Below are 18469 nucleotides of genomic sequence, written 5' to 3'. Positions count from 1 at the left end.
TTGCAAAAAAGCCAAAGCCGATAGTGAGAGAATGGCAGACTGGTTATCAATAGATGCTGCTACCAGAATTGAGAAAAGAAAAGAGCAAAATCCTAATGTGTTTAACCCGGTACGGGGTTTTTTCAGCGAGTCATTACCCACAGATGTTTACTTCGGTGGTAAAGCTGGATGGACCTCTGGTTCTCGTCAAGAAGCTGCATACATAGCAACCAGAGATGGATCTGCTGCTTACATCCTGGTTGTGTTTGGAGAAGATCGTGCTTATGCTTATGATTGGAAAATATTTCCCAAGATATCTAATTTAGTATTGGAACGTATGTCAAAAATGTGAATTAGGGCATCAGTGGAATCTCATAACCGCATGAAGATAAAGTAAATCGGCTCATGGAAGAATTACAAATGCCAGGATAGGATTTAGCCAGTTTACCAGATAACCCCAATCTAATGAGTTAGGACTTACGCACAAGTTACGGAAATTACGGAATAACGAACCACACCAGACGCAGAGGACACAGAGTCAAGAGGGTTTGAGAGGGTTTTTGCGTAAGTCCTGTGAGTAAAACTTGGCTTTAACATTATACCAATGGAGATCCGCTATCATCTGAGCAAATTCAGTCTTTAGTAGATCGCGCCTTAATGCACAGAGATTTCTTTATAATCACAAAATTCAGTGTTATTAATAATAGAACAAATTTTATCAACTTGTGTCCTAATTTTTGGCCATGAAGTTCACAGTAAAACTACAATTGTAATTTGACGTTCGCTCAAATTCTGTTGATAACGCAAATTCTTATCCGTTGTAACAAGTATTTGATATCCTTTATTTTCAGCAGCTTTTAATAAATCTCCATTTGATAAATTAGACCATCCTTCTTCATAAGCTGTTGTTACAGAATGTTCTGTTAAATATTTTCGTAGTGGTACTGGAGTTCCCTGATCAAAAAGAATTTTCATATCTAAGCAGCTAACGCTTCAAGCTCATAATTAAGTACAGCTTCAATTTGTGATCTTTGCACAGGTGGAAACCACTCCAAAAATTCATCTACTGTGGCACCATCGCGCAAATTTTCAAATAATGCAGTCACCGGAACTCTTGTTCCTCGAAATACCCATGCTCCACTGACTTTATCAGGTTGTCTTTCTATTGCATCTAAAGTTTCCCATCCCTTCATGACTGATTCCTCTTTGGTAAATGGAAAAGTTACACTTGCATCAATTATAAACTAGCAATTGTCAGAATCAGGATATCCAGGATTTAAGGATTTACAGGATAAAGATTTTGTAGGGTGTGTCAGATTCGATGATTTGGTAATAATGAAGAGATTTTTAACATCTGACGCACCGGCTGATGATTTTTTGTCTGCATCAGGATTTACAGGATTCAAGGATTTTGTAGGGTGTGTCAGATTGGATAATATCTTGCTTATGCTTATGATTGGAAAATATTTCCCAAGATATCTGATTTAGTATTTCAACGTATTTCAAAAATGTGAATTAGGGAATCAGAAGAATTTTAAACATTGAAAAGCCCGCTAATCTTTGAGTTAAAGAATAGCGGGCTAGGGTCTTTTGTCTATCGGAGCGGCGGGATTCGAACCCACGACCTCCACTACCCCAAAGTGGCGCGCTACCAAGCTGCGCTACGCCCCGTCTCAGAATTTCCATTGTACTGCAAAGTTTTAAAATAATCAAGGGGTTAATTTAAAAAACTTTCAGCATCCCAGATGCTTGTAGTAACCCTGGTACTGCGGCAGCATCCCATTTACCTTCTACGCCTCTGCCTGTATTCAGAATCAAGCGCAAACTGTAAGCGTGAGCATAGCCTTCTACCTCTAGCCATAATAAGTCGCTTTCAGCTTCACAGGCAATTTTCTCTTCTGCCATTAATTCGGCTGCGAGTTGTTTCATGGTGTCTGCTAATTGTGCCAGTAGTCGGCAAAAATCGTTTAATTCGGCTTCTGTTAGTTCGATAGCCCAATCTTCTGTTCCTATTAATCCTTTGAATTCGGGTGCGTTGGGGTTCGAGCCAATTCGCCAACCCAGTCCATTTTTTATGAGTTGTTCCATGAGTTGAGTTTTGAAACGCAAAGGTGCGCGGAGGTTAACGCAAAGGGGCGCAGAGAGGTTTTTTATTTGAGAAGTTCAGCGCTACCTCTTTGTTGGGGTGGTTGTGGTGTGCTGGGTGTGGGTGTGGTCTCCCGTTTGGGTGTTTGGGTGTTCTCAGGGTTGGGATTAAAGATATCGGCTAAAACTTGCACTAGGGCGTTTCTCTGGTGGCGGTTGAGCCGGGAAATGGCGGCGCGATCGCCTGCTAGCGGATTTTGCTGTAATGTATCATTACCCGGATAGGATTGATCATATATCATCTCATTCGCTTCTAAATAATCAGCCAGAGTCAGTTTCCAATCTAGGCGATAGTTGGGGGCGCGTCCTTTTCGATAAATGTGATAAGTAATTAGGCGACTTGCTAAGGTGTTATTCTCGGCAACCTCTCCCGTGTTTTTACTTTTATATTGATTTTCTTTAGGAAAGTCTGGCAATTGCTGATATACTTGCTGCCAAACATCTCCAGGGCTAATTAGTTGAGCTTTAGCAGGTTGAATGCCAAACAGGTTTGTTTGTATTAATTTAACTTTCCCTGAACTCAACAGCACTACACCCACCACCATAAAAGCAGTGAGTGTTTGCCAAGGCTGGAACGATAAATTTTTGCTCATCCTCACCTGTGGAAAAGTCTGATTATAGTTCGCCAATGATTTCTGGCTGAGTCAGTTCATCGGACATTTCGATAATTGCCCTCAGCACTGGCTTCATCATAATATCTTCCGATGGGCTATCAAAGTCTTCATAACGCCGACGCTTGGCACGGTTCGCCACCTGAACTGTAATGCGGTAGCGATTGGAAGCTGCACTAATCAAATCTTCAGAACGGTGCATGATTTGAGACTGAGTGGTCTCGAACTTAGAACGCTTTAGCATAGTCAGTGGTTCATGAGGTCATCCCCCAGTTTAGCAGTACTGAGAGTTTATTGCTTGGTATTTTTGTCTCTGTTGATAGAGGCTAGCAGCTTTTTTTGACTTTATAACTATGTTGTGTAAGCAAATTCATGAATAAACTTAAGTTTATGGCTGATATTGTTGAAACTGCGATTAATGCCGGAAATTTCCAGGCTCTACTCAAAGCGGCTACCACCGCAGAAATCATCGAAACTCTGAAAAGTCCCGGTTCTTTGACTCTTTTTGCACCCACAGACGATGCTTTTGCTCAATTACCACAGAATACTTTAGATTCACTACTGCAAGACATCCCCACGCTGAAAAAGATATTAATGTATCATGTCGCTTTTGGGGATGTCAGGTTTGAAGATTTGCAGCAGATTTCAGAAGCACCAACTCTGGAAGGATCAGTGGTGGCGATTGATTCTGATCAAGGTGTGATTAAAATCAATGATGCTCATGTCCTCGTAACTGATATAATTGCTGACAATGGCGTAATTCATGCGATTGATCAGGTATTGATGCCCGCAATGGTTGCAAAAGGATAGAAATCTAACCCAGAATACAGCCACTGCGTGGGGGAAGAGTTAAGGAAAGTTGTGTACTATCCCACTCAAATTCGGCAACGCCATATAATAGGGCGTGGGGTTGAGTATGCAAACTCGCTGGATCTATATTTGCTGTTGCTAAGGCTGTACCAGCGTTAACGGCAATAATTAATTCTTCTGTCTCTAAAATCCGGGTAAAAATATACAGTTCTCCCTGGGCGAACAGAACTTGGTAAGCTCCTGTACGCAAAGCTGGGTATTTATGGCGCAGAGCAATTAATTGGCGGTGAGTTTTGAGGATTTCTTGATTCCAATGCGCTTCCAAGGGAAAACCACGCCGGGAGTCGGGATCTATCGCCCCAGGTAAACCAACTTCGTCACCATAATAGATACTGGGCGCACCGGGAAAGGTGAGTAACAGTAAAGTTGATAATTCCACACTAGCTTGATCGTCGCCAGCAATGGTAATTAATCGGGCTGTATCGTGACTTGCTAATAAATTCAGTTGCGTGAGTTGAATTTCCCAAGGATAAAGTTGCAGTAATTCCTGGATTTTGACAGCGTATTCAGCCGCAAATAATGGTGGGTAGGGTTGATAGTCACGGGTTTGCACTTGTTCTAAGACTACGCGATCGCCTGCGGTAAAGGCAACAGTCGGCGCGGTAAATAAGTAATTCATTACCCCGTCAAATTGCGTACCATCGAGCCATTCACGGGAATCTCCCCAAACTTCTCCCACTATATAAGCTTCGGGGTTAATGGCTTTGATGCGATCGCGGAATTCTTCCCAAAAACCCGGTGTTTTAATTTCAAATGGCACATCTAACCGCCAACCATCAATACCAAATTTCAGCCAATATTCGCCAATTTCCATGATATATTCCCGCACTTCCGGATTATCATGGTTAAAAACTGGTAAAGCGCGATTACCAGCCCAACCCTCGTAATTTGCTGGTAAATCTCCTGTATAAGGCGCAAGGGGCCAATCCGTAATTTTAAACCAGTCCACCCAAGGAGAATGAGGTCCATTTTCCAGAATATCATGAAAAAAGAACAAGCCGCGACTAGCGTGATTAAATACTCCATCCAGCACCACTTTGATCTTGCGTTCATGGGCTGCGTCTAGCAATTCCCGAAAAGCCTCGTTACCACCCAACAACGGATCAACCTGATAATAATCGTGGGTGTGATAGCGGTGATTACTCGCAGATTGAAAAATAGGAGTAAAGTAAATCGCATTAATCCCTAAGCCCTGAATATAGTCTAATTGCTCAATAATACCCCATAAATCCCCGCCTTTGTAGCCTTGGAGTGTAGGCATAGCCTCCCAAGCTTCCCAACGCGCATCACGTAACAGTCGTTTGTGAGGCTGCTTGCTTCTGGCAAAGCGATCTGGGAAGATTTGGTAGAAAACAGCGTGTTTAACCCAGTCTGGCGTTTGAATTTGCATGAAATTTTTAGACCCTTATCAGTGATTGTGGCAAATATTCGTTAATTTACATCTCTGACTGATGATAGAAAATTTTTCCGTTCTTCTGATTTTCTCAGGTTTTTGGGGTGTTTTACAGTATGCGCTGCGCTAATGTCAAAAAAATAACTATGTATAAAGATAGGTAATCAAAAGTCAAAAATTTGATAACTTGGTTGTAGGCTGGCTGAAAAATTGCCTCTGAGTGCAGTATCGGTTAAATATCTCCAAAATTAGTTGTGGCTATTTTGACCAAAAAAATATTTCGCAACCTTTCTCTAAAGACTTTGTGGGTATGTACTGAAGAATAACAGGAGCGCCGATACTATGGAAAGATGAGTCAAATTTGCTACTGTTATCTCGGAGATTCATCCATTACTAAGAGCATTCTGTCAATTTGGCTAATTATTAATCTGTGATCCCCCCTTACCAGTGGTCTCAGACAGTCCTAAACTGAAGGTGAGAGTTGAAAGGCAGTTGGGAGAAATCTTGTGAAAAAAGTATTAGCAATCATTCTCGGTGGTGGCGCGGGTACTCGTCTGTATCCGCTTACAAAAATGCGTGCTAAACCAGCCGTACCAGTTGCTGGTAAGTACCGTTTGATAGATATTCCTGTCAGTAATTGTATCAATTCTGAGATATTCAAAATCTACGTCTTGACACAATTTAACTCAGCATCCCTGAATCGCCATATAGCCCGTACCTATAATTTTACCGGTTTCAATGAGGGGTTTGTGGAAGTGCTAGCGGCACAGCAAACGCCAGAAAACCCGAACTGGTTCCAAGGTACGGCTGATGCTGTGCGTCAGTACCTATGGCTGTTAAACGAATGGGATGCTGACGAGTATTTGATTCTTTCAGGAGATCATCTATACCGCATGGACTATCGCCAGTTTATCCAGCGCCATAGGGAAACAGGCGCTGATATTACCCTTTCGGTTATCCCTATAGATAAAAGCCGGGCTTCAGACTTTGGTTTAATGAAAATAGACCAGTCTGGGAGGGTGATTGACTTTAGCGAAAAGCCCAAAGGTGACGAATTAGACCGGATGCAGGTTGATACTAGCGTGCTGGGATTATCGCCAGAACAAGCGAAATTACAGCCATATATCGCCTCGATGGGGATTTATGTCTTTAAGAAAGATGTTTTGATCAAATTGTTGAAAGAGTCTTTACAAAGTACCGATTTTGGTAAAGAAATTATTCCTGATGCGAGCAAAGATTACAATGTCCAAGCTTACTTATTTGATGATTACTGGGAAGATATTGGGACAATCGAAGCTTTTTATCATGCGAATTTAGCTTTAACTAAACAACCTTTACCTCCTTTTAGTTTCTACGATGAGAAAGCGCCAATTTATACGCGTCCACGTTATTTACCTCCGAGTAAACTCTTAAGTTGTCACGTCACAGAATCGATTATTGGCGAAGGCTGTATTTTGAAAGATTGCCGCATTCAGCATTCGGTTTTGGGCGTGCGATCGCGCATTGAAGCTGGCTGTGTGATTGAAGAATCACTACTCATGGGGGCAGATTTTTATCAACCTTTTGTAGAACGTCAATGTAACTTAGAAAAAGGTGACATTCCCGTAGGTATTGGTACGGATACGATTATTCGCCGTGCCATTATTGATAAGAATGCCTGCATCGGTCATGATGTGAAAATTATCAATAAAGATAACGTCCAAGAAGCCGAACGGGAAAATCAAGGCTTCTACATCCGGAGTGGAATTGTTGTTGTCCTCAAAGGTGCTGTAATTGCTGACGGAACTATAATTTAGTCATTAGTCATTGGTCATTAGTCATTGGTTAATAATAGTTAAAAACTGACAGATGGCAAATGACTAAACTTCAGTTACTAATTGGCCTTCCTGGTAGCGGTAAGTCAACTTTGGCGAAACAATTAGTCTCAGAATGCCCCCAAATGCTGCTGATTTCAACGGATGCCATTCGGGGGCAGCTTTTTGGTTCGGAAGCAACTCAGGGACATTGGGGGCTGATTTGGCGAGAAATAGCAGGGCATTTTCAACAAGCAGTAGCGGCTGATCAAACAACTATTTTTGATGCTACTAATGCCCAAAGAAGCCAGCGCCGGGAAATTATCGCCTTAGCCCGTGAGGTGGGTTTTACTCACATTACCGGGCTATGGGTGCGAACTCCTGTTTGGCTGTGTTTAGCCCGCAATCAACATCGTCAGCGCCAAGTTCCCCCAGAAATCATCTTGCGGATGCATCGTCAACTCCGGGATGCTCCCCCCAGCTTAGAAGAAGGAATAGACCACCTGATTTGTTTTCCCGAAAAGAGGGAGTACGGAAATTGCGCTGGTGCAGTGAGCAGGAACCACACTTGAATTGCTGTAATGTCTGTTAATTTAAAATCAGAGTTTTTTCTGGTAGAGATTTGAGTCAGGAAAACACTAAGTTCACATTTTACGAAAAAAACTTAACAAAAATTTTTATAGGAGGCTGGTAGATGGCTGCAACCGACTTCAAAGACTATTATGCAATTTTGGGAATCAGTAAAACTGCCAGTCCAGAAGACATTAAACAAGCTTTTCGGAAACAAGCCCGTAAGTATCACCCTGATGTTAATCCAGGGAACAAGCAAGCTGAGGCTACTTTCAAAGAGGTGAATGAAGCCTACGAAGTTTTGTCAGATGTTGATAAGCGCAAGAAGTACGATCAATTTGGTCAATACTGGAAACAAGCTGGTGAAGGTTTCCCATCCGGTGGCGCTGGTGTGGATATGGGGGGCTTTGATTTCAGTCAATACGGCAGTTTTGATGAATTTGTCAACGAGCTATTAGGGCGCTTTGGTGGTCCTAGTCCTCGTGGTGATGGTGGACGACAAAGTTATTCTTATCAGCGTAGTTCCGCCGGTAGACCCAGTGGTTATAGTGGCTTTAATGATTTTGGTTTTCAAGATGTAGGTTCGGGTACTGCTCCAGACACGGAAGCTGCGATCGCTTTAACTTTTACTGAAGCTTTTGCTGGTGTGAAAAAACGCTTTAGTTTAGGTAACGAAACCATTGAAGTGAGTATTCCCTCTGGGGCTAAAACTGGTACTCGTCTGCGGGTGCGTGGTAAAGGTCAACTCAACCCCATGACTCAACAACGGGGTGATTTATATTTAAAAGTTGAGCTTCAGCCACATTCATTCTTCCAATTTGAAGGTGATAACCTCGTCTGTGAAGTTCCCATCACTCCAGATGAAGCTACCTTGGGAGCCTCAATTGATGTCCCGACACCCGATGGCTCTGTGAATGTCAAGTTACCTGCGGGAGTGCGTTCTGGTCAATCTTTACGGTTGCGGGGTAAGGGCTGGCCTTTAACCAAGGGTGGACGTAGCGATCAGTTTGTGAAGGTGGCGATCGTTCCACCCAAAGACCTCAGTCCACAGGAGCGGGAATATTATGAAAAAATTCGGGCTATACGTACTTATAATCCCCGCAGTCATTTACAACAATTCAAACTTTGAGCTTCCCTAACTAGAGACGTTTCGCCCAAACGTCTCCAATACATACCTATTTACGGCACATCTGATCTGAGTCGGTGCAAGGCGGGCAGGATGCCCACCCCACGAATTACGAATTACACTGATGGGTAAGGGCAACCCATTCGTTTAATCGTTCACAATCGATTACTTCAAATCCGGCTTCTGTCAAGGCTGTGGTGACACTTTCTTCATGATCTGTCGTGAATCCAGCTGTAATTAATAGTCCTGGTTGTGCTTGATTTTGACGTAAAGCTTCCCTAAAATCATCAGCTAGGGCAATATGTACCCGTGCAAATATATTGGCAACAATTAAATCAAATGTGTCTTTTGCTTCAACTTTTGACACATCATTAACAGTATTTACACCCATCCAATGCCCTAGTTCACTGCCACATCCCAGGCTACCTTGGATCACCTGTACTTGCTGCTCTACATTGTTCAGAGATACAGTTTCCTGAGTCGCTGCTACCGCCACACTATCATTATCTAAAGCTAAGACATTCGCCCCTAGTTTCGCCATAGCGACACTCAAAATACCCGAACCTGAACCAAAATCCAACACCTGCATTTGAGGCGTTATGTAGCGTTCTACCAGTCGGAGACTAACAATGGTAGCTGGATGTAAACCACTACCAAAGGCAAGGGTTTTTTGCAGTTTTAATGTAATTTTATCTGCTATTTCAGATTGAGGAGGTGTATCAGAATTGACTATAATAAATCTTTCCCCAATGGGATGCACAAGCGGTTTCGGCGCATCTGTGATTTTATTTTCAACAATATTTGTCTGAATTGCTGTTGTCATTCCAGTTCGATGCAAAGGCGAAAGCAGATTTTCAATTTTTTCTACACCTGTCCGCGCGCTGACATCGTAGGGTAAATATAACCGCATGGTAAATGTCCAATCAGAATTAGCCGAATCTGATTCCGCATATTGTGTAATATAAATATCATTGATATCAATAGTTTCGGCTAGTAAGGTACAAACCCAATCTACAGCCTCATGGGTTGTATCTAGACTTAATTCCATCCAAGACATATTATTTTCCTTTGAGCTAGCGCTGCTTCCCTACAACTCCTTGTATTATTCTTTATTACTTTGCGCCTAACGCACTTCGTGCTAGAGCTTACAGCACGCTACGCGAACGCTTCGCTGATGCGCCTACCCTGCACCGAACGCCTAACGGCGAATGCGTGAGACAAAAAATGCAAATCCAACACCAGTCACAAACATGAGCAGACTATAAATAGCTGCTGGAACAGCCATTGTAGAATTATTCAGCAGTGTGGGGGAAGATGCGATCGCGATCGCAAGAGTTCCATTTTGAATACCTACTTCTACTGTAATTGCCCTAGCGCGTTTTTCTCCTAATTTTGCTAAAGTAGCGATCGCAAAACCTAATGTCATTGTCGCCACATTTAAAACCAGAGTTACCCAGCCCACAGCCATCACAGAAGGAATCAAATTATCTCTTTCTTGCAGCATTATCCCAGTCAGCACCACGGACAGGAAAAATAGAGATAGCCACTTTACAGGTTTATTGGCCTTTGCTGCAATTCCAGGAGCATATCGATTAATTCCCATCCCCATTGCTAAAGGTAAAAGCGTCATCACCGCAATCTGCAAAACTGTATTTAAAACAGGTAACTGTAGTGTTGTCCCTGCTCCCAAAAATGTCTGCATTGCAAAATTGACAACCAGAGGAATAGTAAAAACCGTAATTAAACTACTGATAGCTGTGAGGGTAACAGAAAGAGCCACATCTCCCTCAGCTAAAAACGTAATCATATTAGAAGTTGCGCCACCAGGACAGGCGACTAAAATCATCACGCCTACTGCTAATTCTGGGTTGAGGGGAAACATCGACGCAATGCCAAAGCCCACAATTGGTAACATGACTAACTGCGACACCAAGCCAATTACCACCGCTTTGGGATATATTAAAACTCCCTTATAGTCGTCTAGGGTCAAGGATAACCCCATGCCTAGCATGATTATAAATAGAGCCAAGGGCAGAAAAACAGCCGTGAGAAAATTTCCTTCCATCCTTAACCCGCATTAGTGAAAGTAAAATCCCTTTGGATATTAACATATTCAGGGATAAATTGGGATTATTGCTGACTATTCGACTATTTTTATCAAATCTGCTATTGATAATCTACAGATCCAGCAAATATAGAGAAAGTGGCTGCTATTATTGAGTTGGTCATCCTGGGGCGATCATCGCGCCATAAAATTGGATTATGAATCGCACATTTACGGCAATTGTCTATTGGGAAGAAGATGTTTACGTCGCTGAATGTCCAGAAGTGGGAACAGCTAGCCAAGGGGAAACCATAGAAGAGGCTCTTGCTAATCTCAAAGAAGCAACTGAACTTTATCTAGAAGAAGTTTCCCTTCCTCAAACAAATCCACGTTTGTTAACTACATTTGAGGTGATAAGTGCCTAAGCTACCACGAGTACCTGCTGCGGAAGTGATTCGTGCATTGGAACGCTTAGGATTTGTCCAAACAAGACAACGAGGAAGTCATGTCATCTTAAAAAAGCAATTAGTTGATGAAAATGAAAATTCCACTGAAATAGTTTGTGTTGTCCCATTACATAAGAAAACCTTAGCAGTGGGAACACTCAAAAGCATTTTGAATCAAGGGGATATTTCAGTGGAAGAACTTTTAGATAATTTGTAAAATTTATTACTTTATGGCCAAATAAAACCAAGTCATATATGTAGTTAAACCCACAGTTTTTAAAGCTGTGGGCGTTTTTGCTAAATCTGTATATTTACTCTTGAGTAGATACAGTTAATACCTGCGGTGGTGTCGCATCTGGGGGATAGATCAAGTCTACTTCTACTAATCTGCGATCGCCTGGTTGCATATTCAATAAAACCAAGGGTTCTCCCTGTTGACCTCGCCGTTGCACTAAATGAGTAAACTGAGTTTTGGCGTGACCTTGGTCATCTGTGTAACGTACCCGCACTGACCCCCGGAAAAATACTTGCGGTGCTGTGGTTGTAAAAAAGCGTAATCCCTGTTTTACCAAATTATCTTCCTTAATTGGCGTTTGCACAGATACACTCACGCTTTGATTTTTTTCAGTATTATTATGTAGTGGTAATTGCAAACTATATTGAATGCCATAGTTACCATGAGCCATATAAGCGGTATCAGGATAACGTACCAGCATGGGCGCAGTCTGAATTTGCTTTGTGCCTAAAGTGCCACCATGTAGGCTACTTAAAGGATAGGAAAATCCTTGACCAGCTTGAGGAATGGTTAAATATCTCGCTTCGGGATTATCCACAACTAAAGATTTCCACTGAGAACCTTGAGCAACTCCGGCGACACGTCCATAAATTCTCCCTTGATTAGTTGCTTCTAAAGGTGTGGGAACTTTATCCCGTGGAGTTGACAATTCACCACTATTAACTAAATTTTCCCATTCTGCTAAAGTCGGGGCGCGTTCACTACCATCGGCATTCTGACGGGCAAATAAAGCCATACTAGCTGCATAAACAGTACCATTACTCTGCAACCGCATCAAAGTAGAGCGACCATTTAAAGGTGGTGTTAATTCTTTGACAGGAATGGGTAAATTTAGCAACATCTGATTTTCCCCTGGAGGAATGACAATTTGGGCGGGGAAATTTTCTTGTCGTCTTCCTCTTAAGATATCAGACACAGCGCGATCGCCTGGCCCTGCAAAAATATTACCTAAAATATTCTGACTTGTAGCTGGTAACTGAATAAATGGTGCATCAGGTTGACTTAAATAACTTGCTGCTTGCAATATATTCACCGTTACTGGTTCGGTTCCAGGGTTATGCAGCATAATTCCTAAATGCAGCGACCTTAAATCCTCTGGTGGTTCAGCCTTAGCAACGTGGTGAGCAAAAACATCAAATCGCCCGTTAAACGGATAATTCAAATGCGCCTCTGGAACCTGTTTACCATCTGCGGGAAAAGTAGAGAGTAAAATACCTTCTTTTAAAACCAATTCTGGACTATTACTGTTAAAAACAGGCACATTATCCAGTTTTCCTGGTAAAGGGCGAACTTCTTGAGATTTTACCACTTCTTCCGGGGGTGGGGTAGCAGGTGCTGATTGGCCGAGTAGGAAATTTAGTAAAAATGACAACATAATACTGAGAAAATGGCTTCACCTAAGAGACGCTGACGACTTTATGAAAGTGCCAAATTGTTAATAATTAATAAGAAATCAGCCAAGACGGTGGGCAAATTTTCCGAATTTAACACTGGAACATGGACAAAAATACATGGTGTTGGCAGTTGATTTTGGCACAAGTGATTTAAAACGGCATAATACAAACCCTCACAAACAAATTTACCGCAGTCGTGGCTAATCTCAATATTTGTTGCACCTGTTACTAATTTTTCCAAATTAACAGATGTAGGCAAAACAGTTGACTCGAAGCTAGCAACCGCTTCCAGACTTAGTTTTGTCCTGCTAGCAGCCATGCCAGAACAAATAATATAATCAGGTTGCAGTTCCGAGATTTTTTGAATTACTTGGGAACTAGCCAGATGGATATCTACAGGTAAACGCCGCAAAAATTTCAAATCATGAGGGAGCGAGTCAAGTTTGATCACTTCCAGTAATAAATCATCAGAAGAATTTGACAGTTGATCGCTCAACCAAACTTCAAAAGAAGTTAATAGTATTCTTTTCGCCATAAGAAATATTATTTAGAATAGAAACACCCTCCATAATAAACTTACAAGGAGCAGGTCAATGCCAGTCATTGCAGTTGTAGATTACGATATGGGAAATTTGCACTCAGTCTGCAAAGGTTTAGAAAAAGCTGGAGCAATTCCTCAGATTACTCATTCTGCTAAGGATTTAGAAAGGGCAGATGCTGTAGTCTTGCCAGGAGTGGGAGCATTTGATCCCGCAGTCCAACACCTGCGATCGCGTGGTTTAGAGCAACCCATTAAAGATATAATCGCATCTGGTAAACCCTTCTTAGGCATTTGTTTGGGATTACAAATTTTGTTTGAATCCAGTGCCGAAGGAACTCAACCAGGGCTAGGAATTATCCCCGGAAAAGTGCGACGATTCCGACCAGAAGCAGGGATTACTATTCCTCACATGGGATGGAATCAACTAGAGTTCACACAACGAAAAAGCATTTTGTGGGAGCATTTGCCAGTTGATCCTTGGGTATACTTTGTGCATTCTTACTATGTTGACCCAATTGATCCTGAAGTTCGAGCCGCGACTGTTACCCACGGTTCTCAAAATATCACAGCTGCGATCGCGCGTGATAACTTGACAGCAGTGCAGTTTCACCCGGAAAAGTCTTCTAATATAGGGTTGCAAATTCTATCTAATTTTGTTGCACAAGTCCGCGAAAAAATTGCCGCATAATCCCACTTTTAATTTGAAATTTTGTCGTTTGTTGTTTGTCCTTTGTCGTGGTTTTTCCCCTGACTAATGACCAATGACTAATGACCAATGACCAATGACTAATGACCAATGACACTGAGAATTTACGGGAATCGCCAAATTAAAACTTTATCAGGGCAAGCTACCAGACCCACCAGTGCCAGGGTCAGGGAGGCAGTGTTTAATATATGGCAGGGAGAAATTACTGGGTGTTGTTGGCTAGATGTGTGTACTGGTAGTGGTTCAATGGGTGCAGAGGCTTTGTGTAGAGGAGCCAGTTTAGTAGTAGGGATAGAAAAATCAAGCCAAGCGAGTGCCATTATTCAACAAAACTGGCAACAAGTGGCGCATGGTGAGCAAAAATGGCAACTCTTGCGAGGAGATGTCATGCAGCAATTAAAAAAGTTATCAGGAAAGCAGTTTGACAAAATTTACTTTGATCCACCTTATGCTAGTGGATTATATCAGCCTGTTTTAGAGGCGATCGCACATTATGATTTATTAGCTGTGCATGGTGAAATAGCTGTAGAACATAATCCCCAAGGTTGGACACCGCCGGTTATACCCACTTGGGAAATTTGCCGCCAAAAGGTTTACGGTAACACTGCGCTGACTTTTTATAGAATTATCAGCGATTGATCTTAGTACGGAGCATAATTAAGTGAAAATTAAAGCAATCATTCATCCAGCTGACGAAGGTGGCTATTGGGCAGAAGTACCAGCGCTTCCTGGTTGTATTACTGAAGGAGAGACAATGGAGGAAGTGATAGCTAATTTAAAGGATGCTATTCAAGGTTGGCTTGATGTTGCCAATAGTTGTGATGTCATTGATGCAACAGATAAAGTTGTAGAAATTGCTGTATGAAATCTATTTCTGGCAAACAGCTGTGTAAGATTGTAGAGCAAAAGGGTTGGATTTTAACAGGACTTACGCAAAATCATGAAAAAACGAACCACATTCGCGTAGCGTCTCCCCTTCTCCCAAAGGGAGAGGCTAGCGCCAAGGGAGAAGAACGCGTTGGCGCGTAGCCTCTCCCCTTCTCCCAAAGGGAGAGGCTAGCGCCAAGGGAGAAGGACACGAAGGAAAGAGGGTTGCAGAGAGTTATTGCGTAAGTCCTAAGATATAAACATTATCTAAAAGTAAGAAGTAATAATGACAACTCAAGCAGAAATAATCAATCAATTAAAAGCTCTTGAAGCACTTTCTCAACAAGGAGGATATAGTGATATCTTGGCTTCATCACTCAGAAAGATTATCAATCAAGAAAGAGAAAATATTCAACAGCAAATTAAAGAATTAGAAAATGATTTACAAGCATTTGAACAACAGTATCAATTATCATCTACAGATTTTTATCAACAATTTAAAACAGGTCAATTAGGAGATGAAGCAGATTTTGTGGAATGGAGTGCTTTTTATCAAATGTGGTCTGATTTAGAAGCTCGTTTAATGTTACTTCAATCTTAATTGAATATGATAGTTCAGGATTATTTAACAGAAATAAAAGCTAAATTAATTACCAGTTCGATAATTGATAAGATTGTTATTGTTAAAGAAAGAACATTATCCGATCAAGGTTATTTTCGGGCAAGATTGAATTTAACGAATGGTGATTTTTTAGAAGTGGTGGAATTTTTTAAAGTCAAGGGAGATCAATGTATTACAGAAACCTATCGTTATCAATGGATGGATGGTACTAGAACCCAGTTAAGAAAAAGATGGGATAATGTAGAGCATTTTCCTAATTTACCAAATTTTCCTCATCATGTCCATATTGAGGAAGAATCTCATGTTTATGCAAGTGTTTGTAGGAATATTTTAGAAATTATTGATTTAATTAGTCAGGAAATTAAAGAGGAAGTATTAAAGTTCTAAACCTCACATTATTCATTTCGGCGATTTTCTTCAAGAAGTCGGAAATCTCTGGTATCAAAGGCAAAAATGCCATGTCTGGTGTTGACACGGCTAGAGTTTAATAATATTAAGCGGTGGTGAAATAAATTTAACTAAGGCAAGTCCCTGATTCACCAGTAATCACACCTTGGGATTCCAATACAGCTGCAACTCGTAAAATTAAGGCTTCATTGTAGGGTGCGGCGATGATTTGCACACCCAAAGGTAAACTATCAGGAAGCTGAATTGGGACTGATAAGACGGGTAAGCCAATGAAAGATAATGGTTGTGTGAATAAGCCTAAATGAGGACGCACCGAAATTTCTTCACCATCTAAAATCATGGTTTTTTGACCAATTAGCGGTGCAGAAATCGGTGTGGTGGGGGCGAGAATTATATCTACATTTTGCCATATTTCTCGCAGGCGATCGCCATACCACCTTCTAAACCTTTGTGCTTGTAAGTACCAACTACTCGGTATTAATGCCCCAGCTAAAAAGCGATCGCGTGTCGCCGGATCAAAATCCTGGGGACGTGATTTTAATGACTCTAAATGCAGATTTGCTCCTTCACTAGCTGTAATCACAAAGGCTGCTGCTCTGGCGCGGTGGGCTTCTGGTATGGTTACATACTCAGTTACACTTAAAGCCTCTGCTACTTTTTGTACTGCGGCTAAGGCTTCTGGTGATGCACTTTGAGTAAAATAATCATCGGCTACGGCTATTCTAATTTGAGAGATATCTTGATATAATTGTGGTACACATAATTCGGGAGAGCGTTTTGTACAAACAGGATCACGCTCATCTTCACCTTGCAGCACATCAAAAGCAGTAGCAATATCCTCCACCGAACGCGCAAAAGTGCCAACATGGTCAAGACTGCTAGAAAATAACGCCACCCCAGCACGAGACAAGCGCCCATAAGTGGGTTTAAAGCCCAACACGCCACATAAAGCCGCCGGAACCCGAATTGAACCATTCGTATCAGAACCCAGCGTCAGGGGGACTAAACCCGCCGCTACAGCCGCAGATGAACCACCAGAGGAACCGCCAGCTATGCGTTGTAAATCGTGGGGGTTGTGGGTAGCACCGTAATGAGAGTTTTCTGTAACAAAGCCATAGGCGTACTCATCCATATTTAAAGCGCCTACCAGCACCGCACCGGCTTGTTTTAACTTGGCTACTGCTGTCGCGTCTTGGCTAGCTGGGGGATTTTCGGTATTGATTTTTGACCCGGCTAAAGTTGTTAAACCAGCAATATCATAGAGATTTTTCACTGCAAAAGGCACACCAGCTAATAAACCGGGATTTTTACCTTGAGCAATTTTCCGGTCAATTTTAGCTGCATCTATTAAAGCAGTTTCCGCCGTTATCGCCGTAAAACAGTTGAGTTGAGGATTTTGTGCAGCAATTCGTGTTAAAGCAGCCTGGGTAACTTCCACCGCGCTAACTTCGCCTGTACGCACAGCAGCAGCTATGGATACAGCATCATCTGAGTTAATATTCATGGATAAATCGGGTTGAGTTGGGAAATTTAGGCATATATTCCTTGGGAAACATCCTGTTTAAATTCCTCAAGTCTGGCGTTCATTTCCTCGGTGAGGTTTTCTATAGATTTATCACTACTTAAACTCGGCGGTGTAGTCTTGGTAATCTGAAGGAATTCTGATTTAAATTCTTGTAATTTTAGCCAATCACGAGCTTTACGAATTGGAGTTAATATATCTCGTTTTTTATTGGGATATTTTAAAGGTTTTATATATGATGGTTTATATTCTACACCTATAGATTTACACCAATCTTGCCATTTAAATTCCAAAATAGTTGAGTCAGTTTTTATGGGTATCCAAGGTATCCGCAATGCGTCAGCAATAATTGCACCATGCATCGCCTCTGCTAATAAAACTTCTGTTTGGCTCATACATGATAAAACTTTTTCTATTGACCAACATGGATCAATATATCCAAATCCCAGACTATCACAAATTAAACGCCAATTTTCTCCCGCTAGCCGATGATGAGGCATATAGGAAAATTTATAGACCTTCTTTTGATTTTCCGGTTGAAAAAAGTTTCTAATTAGAATTGCGCCATCTGTAACTGCTAACTTTTCAGAAACACCTAAACTTTGGGCTGATAGCGGACCACGAAGACAATAAATTTTATATGAATCATCTAATGGTGGTAATCCTTTTCCATAACCTACCCCCGTACTAAATATAACTCTCAAACGAGCGTTTTGTGTCCTCATTGGTAATAGGTCATTAAAAAGAGTACCTATACCGACAAAAGTATTTGTTTCGTCATTATCCAGGATACCTGGGATTAACTTTTGCCATAACCAAGGATTAAGTTGATCACCAAAATTATTGCCTGGTTCGTAATAAAAAAGCTTCATATTTTTGGACTTGCTATTTTTTAATTTTTATATAATACTGGGAATACTCAAAAATCTCCAAACGGAATAGAACACGTTTTTATTCTGGTTCAAACATTGGCGCTGGTTCAACATCTTCCGGTAAAGGAAACTCATTCACTAATTGAGCGATCGCCTTAATTATCTCAAAATTCTGCACCACCCCATCAACATATTCATCCCCAAGCTGTAACCCCAACAACAAAGCCATTTCCTCAACATAACTCCTCATTTCTCCTCCTGGTGC

The 18469-nt window shown here is 41.6% G+C and carries 26 protein-coding genes and 1 tRNA gene; 13 read left to right on the top strand and 14 right to left on the bottom strand.

The features are described from left to right. Nucleotides 1-31 precede the first annotated feature (31 nt). On the top strand, nt 32-331 hold the full coding sequence (locus NSP_RS08045; RefSeq protein WP_006194747.1) for a serine hydrolase: 300 nt from the start codon (nt 32-34) through the stop codon (nt 329-331). 398 nt (nt 332-729) lie between these two features. Here NSP_RS08045 and NSP_RS08040 read toward each other — a convergent pair whose 3' ends face one another. Both NSP_RS08040 and NSP_RS08035 read right to left on the bottom strand, forming a co-directional pair. Beyond that, complete coding sequence (locus tag NSP_RS08040; protein WP_006194748.1) at nt 730-954, bottom strand: DUF5615 family PIN-like protein; 225 nt, start codon at nt 952-954, stop codon at nt 730-732. Nucleotides 955-956: 2 nt separating this feature from the next. Then, the gene (locus NSP_RS08035) at nt 957-1172 is read right to left on the bottom strand and encodes a DUF433 domain-containing protein (protein ID WP_006194749.1); all 216 of its coding nucleotides are present in this window, start codon (nt 1170-1172) and stop codon (nt 957-959) included. 58 nt (nt 1173-1230) lie between these two features. Between NSP_RS08035 and NSP_RS26775 the strand changes: the two genes are divergently transcribed. Next, the gene (locus NSP_RS26775) at nt 1231-1467 is read left to right on the top strand and encodes a hypothetical protein (protein WP_006194750.1); all 237 of its coding nucleotides are present in this window, start codon (nt 1231-1233) and stop codon (nt 1465-1467) included. 109 nt (nt 1468-1576) lie between these two features. Here NSP_RS26775 and NSP_RS08025 read toward each other — a convergent pair. The 4 genes from NSP_RS08025 to NSP_RS08010 form a co-directional block, all read right to left on the bottom strand. Beyond that, nucleotides 1577-1650: transfer RNA gene (locus tag NSP_RS08025), tRNA-Pro, on the bottom strand. A gap of 51 nt (nt 1651-1701) precedes the next feature. Next, nucleotides 1702-2067: a DUF1818 family protein gene (locus NSP_RS08020; protein WP_006194754.1), complete on the bottom strand. Its 366-nt coding sequence runs from the start codon at nt 2065-2067 to the stop codon at nt 1702-1704. Between the two features lie 62 nt (nt 2068-2129). Further along, the gene (locus NSP_RS08015) at nt 2130-2717 is read right to left on the bottom strand and encodes a hypothetical protein (protein WP_006194755.1); all 588 of its coding nucleotides are present in this window, start codon (nt 2715-2717) and stop codon (nt 2130-2132) included. Nucleotides 2718-2739: 22 nt separating this feature from the next. Then, nucleotides 2740-2979, bottom strand: a complete 240-nt coding sequence (locus NSP_RS08010; RefSeq protein ID WP_006194756.1) for a DNA-directed RNA polymerase subunit omega — start codon at nt 2977-2979, stop codon at nt 2740-2742. 146 nt (nt 2980-3125) lie between these two features. On the opposite strand from NSP_RS08010, the gene NSP_RS08005 reads away from it, so the two are divergent. Beyond that, the gene (locus NSP_RS08005) at nt 3126-3545 is read left to right on the top strand and encodes a fasciclin domain-containing protein (RefSeq protein ID WP_017803968.1); all 420 of its coding nucleotides are present in this window, start codon (nt 3126-3128) and stop codon (nt 3543-3545) included. Between the two features lie 4 nt (nt 3546-3549). Here NSP_RS08005 and NSP_RS08000 read toward each other — a convergent pair whose 3' ends face one another. Then, nucleotides 3550-4995: a glycoside hydrolase family 13 protein gene (locus NSP_RS08000; protein WP_006194758.1), complete on the bottom strand. Its 1446-nt coding sequence runs from the start codon at nt 4993-4995 to the stop codon at nt 3550-3552. A gap of 509 nt (nt 4996-5504) precedes the next feature. On the opposite strand from NSP_RS08000, the gene NSP_RS07995 reads away from it, so the two are divergent. The 3 genes from NSP_RS07995 (at nt 5505) to NSP_RS07985 (ending at nt 8490) form a co-directional block, all read left to right on the top strand. Beyond that, the gene (locus NSP_RS07995) at nt 5505-6794 is read left to right on the top strand and encodes a glucose-1-phosphate adenylyltransferase (protein ID WP_006194760.1); all 1290 of its coding nucleotides are present in this window, start codon (nt 5505-5507) and stop codon (nt 6792-6794) included. A gap of 59 nt (nt 6795-6853) precedes the next feature. Beyond that, nucleotides 6854-7363, top strand: coding sequence for an AAA family ATPase (locus NSP_RS07990; RefSeq protein ID WP_006194761.1), 510 nt, complete (start codon nt 6854-6856; stop codon nt 7361-7363). 122 nt (nt 7364-7485) lie between these two features. Further along, nucleotides 7486-8490, top strand: a complete 1005-nt coding sequence (locus NSP_RS07985) for a DnaJ C-terminal domain-containing protein (protein WP_006194762.1) — start codon at nt 7486-7488, stop codon at nt 8488-8490. Nucleotides 8491-8596: 106 nt separating this feature from the next. Here the strand turns inward: NSP_RS07985 and NSP_RS07980 are convergent, their stop codons facing one another. Both NSP_RS07980 and NSP_RS07975 read right to left on the bottom strand, forming a co-directional pair. Next, a complete protein-coding gene (locus NSP_RS07980; protein ID WP_006194763.1) occupies nt 8597-9544 on the bottom strand; it encodes a 50S ribosomal protein L11 methyltransferase in 948 nt (315 codons plus the stop codon). Nucleotides 9545-9685: 141 nt separating this feature from the next. Then, the gene (locus NSP_RS07975; protein WP_006194765.1) at nt 9686-10552 is read right to left on the bottom strand and encodes a bile acid:sodium symporter family protein; all 867 of its coding nucleotides are present in this window, start codon (nt 10550-10552) and stop codon (nt 9686-9688) included. Between the two features lie 197 nt (nt 10553-10749). Between NSP_RS07975 and NSP_RS07970 the strand changes: the two genes are divergently transcribed. Both NSP_RS07970 and NSP_RS07965 read left to right on the top strand, forming a co-directional pair. Beyond that, on the top strand, nt 10750-10956 hold the full coding sequence (locus NSP_RS07970) for a type II toxin-antitoxin system HicB family antitoxin (RefSeq protein ID WP_006194766.1): 207 nt from the start codon (nt 10750-10752) through the stop codon (nt 10954-10956). Next, nucleotides 10949-11194: a type II toxin-antitoxin system HicA family toxin gene (locus NSP_RS07965; RefSeq protein WP_006194767.1), complete on the top strand. Its 246-nt coding sequence runs from the start codon at nt 10949-10951 to the stop codon at nt 11192-11194. The genes NSP_RS07970 and NSP_RS07965 overlap by 8 nt, the downstream gene beginning before the upstream one ends. Nucleotides 11195-11288: 94 nt before the next feature. On the opposite strand, the gene NSP_RS07960 is transcribed toward NSP_RS07965, so the two are convergent. Next, the gene (locus NSP_RS07960; RefSeq protein WP_006194768.1) at nt 11289-12647 is read right to left on the bottom strand and encodes a DUF3370 domain-containing protein; all 1359 of its coding nucleotides are present in this window, start codon (nt 12645-12647) and stop codon (nt 11289-11291) included. Nucleotides 12648-12688: 41 nt separating this feature from the next. After that, nucleotides 12689-13201 (bottom strand): pyroglutamyl-peptidase I family protein, encoded by a 513-nt coding sequence (locus NSP_RS07955; RefSeq protein WP_006194769.1) that lies wholly within the window; start codon nt 13199-13201, stop codon nt 12689-12691. A gap of 58 nt (nt 13202-13259) precedes the next feature. On the opposite strand from NSP_RS07955, the gene hisH reads away from it, so the two are divergent. The 5 genes from hisH (at nt 13260) to NSP_RS07925 (ending at nt 15789) form a co-directional block, all read left to right on the top strand. Continuing rightward, nucleotides 13260-13895, top strand: a complete 636-nt coding sequence (gene hisH / locus NSP_RS07950) for an imidazole glycerol phosphate synthase subunit HisH (protein WP_006194770.1) — start codon at nt 13260-13262, stop codon at nt 13893-13895. Nucleotides 13896-14003: 108 nt separating this feature from the next. After that, nucleotides 14004-14552 carry a 16S rRNA (guanine(966)-N(2))-methyltransferase RsmD gene (gene rsmD, locus NSP_RS07945; protein WP_006194771.1) on the top strand — a complete coding sequence of 183 codons (549 nt, stop codon included), beginning with the start codon at nt 14004-14006 and terminating at the stop codon, nt 14550-14552. 22 nt (nt 14553-14574) lie between these two features. Beyond that, nucleotides 14575-14778: a type II toxin-antitoxin system HicB family antitoxin gene (locus NSP_RS07940; protein WP_006194772.1), complete on the top strand. Its 204-nt coding sequence runs from the start codon at nt 14575-14577 to the stop codon at nt 14776-14778. Between the two features lie 288 nt (nt 14779-15066). Then, complete coding sequence (locus tag NSP_RS07930) at nt 15067-15381, top strand: hypothetical protein (RefSeq protein ID WP_006198429.1); 315 nt, start codon at nt 15067-15069, stop codon at nt 15379-15381. Between the two features lie 6 nt (nt 15382-15387). Beyond that, complete coding sequence (locus NSP_RS07925; RefSeq protein ID WP_006198430.1) at nt 15388-15789, top strand: toxin-antitoxin system TumE family protein; 402 nt, start codon at nt 15388-15390, stop codon at nt 15787-15789. 127 nt (nt 15790-15916) lie between these two features. On the opposite strand, the gene NSP_RS07920 is transcribed toward NSP_RS07925, so the two are convergent. The 3 genes from NSP_RS07920 to NSP_RS23970 form a co-directional block, all read right to left on the bottom strand. Beyond that, the gene (locus NSP_RS07920; RefSeq protein WP_006198431.1) at nt 15917-17314 is read right to left on the bottom strand and encodes an AtzE family amidohydrolase; all 1398 of its coding nucleotides are present in this window, start codon (nt 17312-17314) and stop codon (nt 15917-15919) included. 26 nt (nt 17315-17340) lie between these two features. Continuing rightward, nucleotides 17341-18204: a polysaccharide pyruvyl transferase family protein gene (locus NSP_RS07915; protein WP_006198432.1), complete on the bottom strand. Its 864-nt coding sequence runs from the start codon at nt 18202-18204 to the stop codon at nt 17341-17343. 79 nt (nt 18205-18283) lie between these two features. Then, nucleotides 18284-18454 (bottom strand): DUF4089 domain-containing protein, encoded by a 171-nt coding sequence (locus NSP_RS23970; RefSeq protein ID WP_017803965.1) that lies wholly within the window; start codon nt 18452-18454, stop codon nt 18284-18286. Nucleotides 18455-18469 lie beyond the last annotated feature (15 nt).

Source organism: Nodularia spumigena CCY9414 (assembly GCF_000340565.2).
Taxonomy (GTDB): domain Bacteria; phylum Cyanobacteriota; class Cyanobacteriia; order Cyanobacteriales; family Nostocaceae; genus Nodularia; species Nodularia spumigena.
This window is presented reverse-complemented; position numbering and strand designations above follow the sequence as displayed.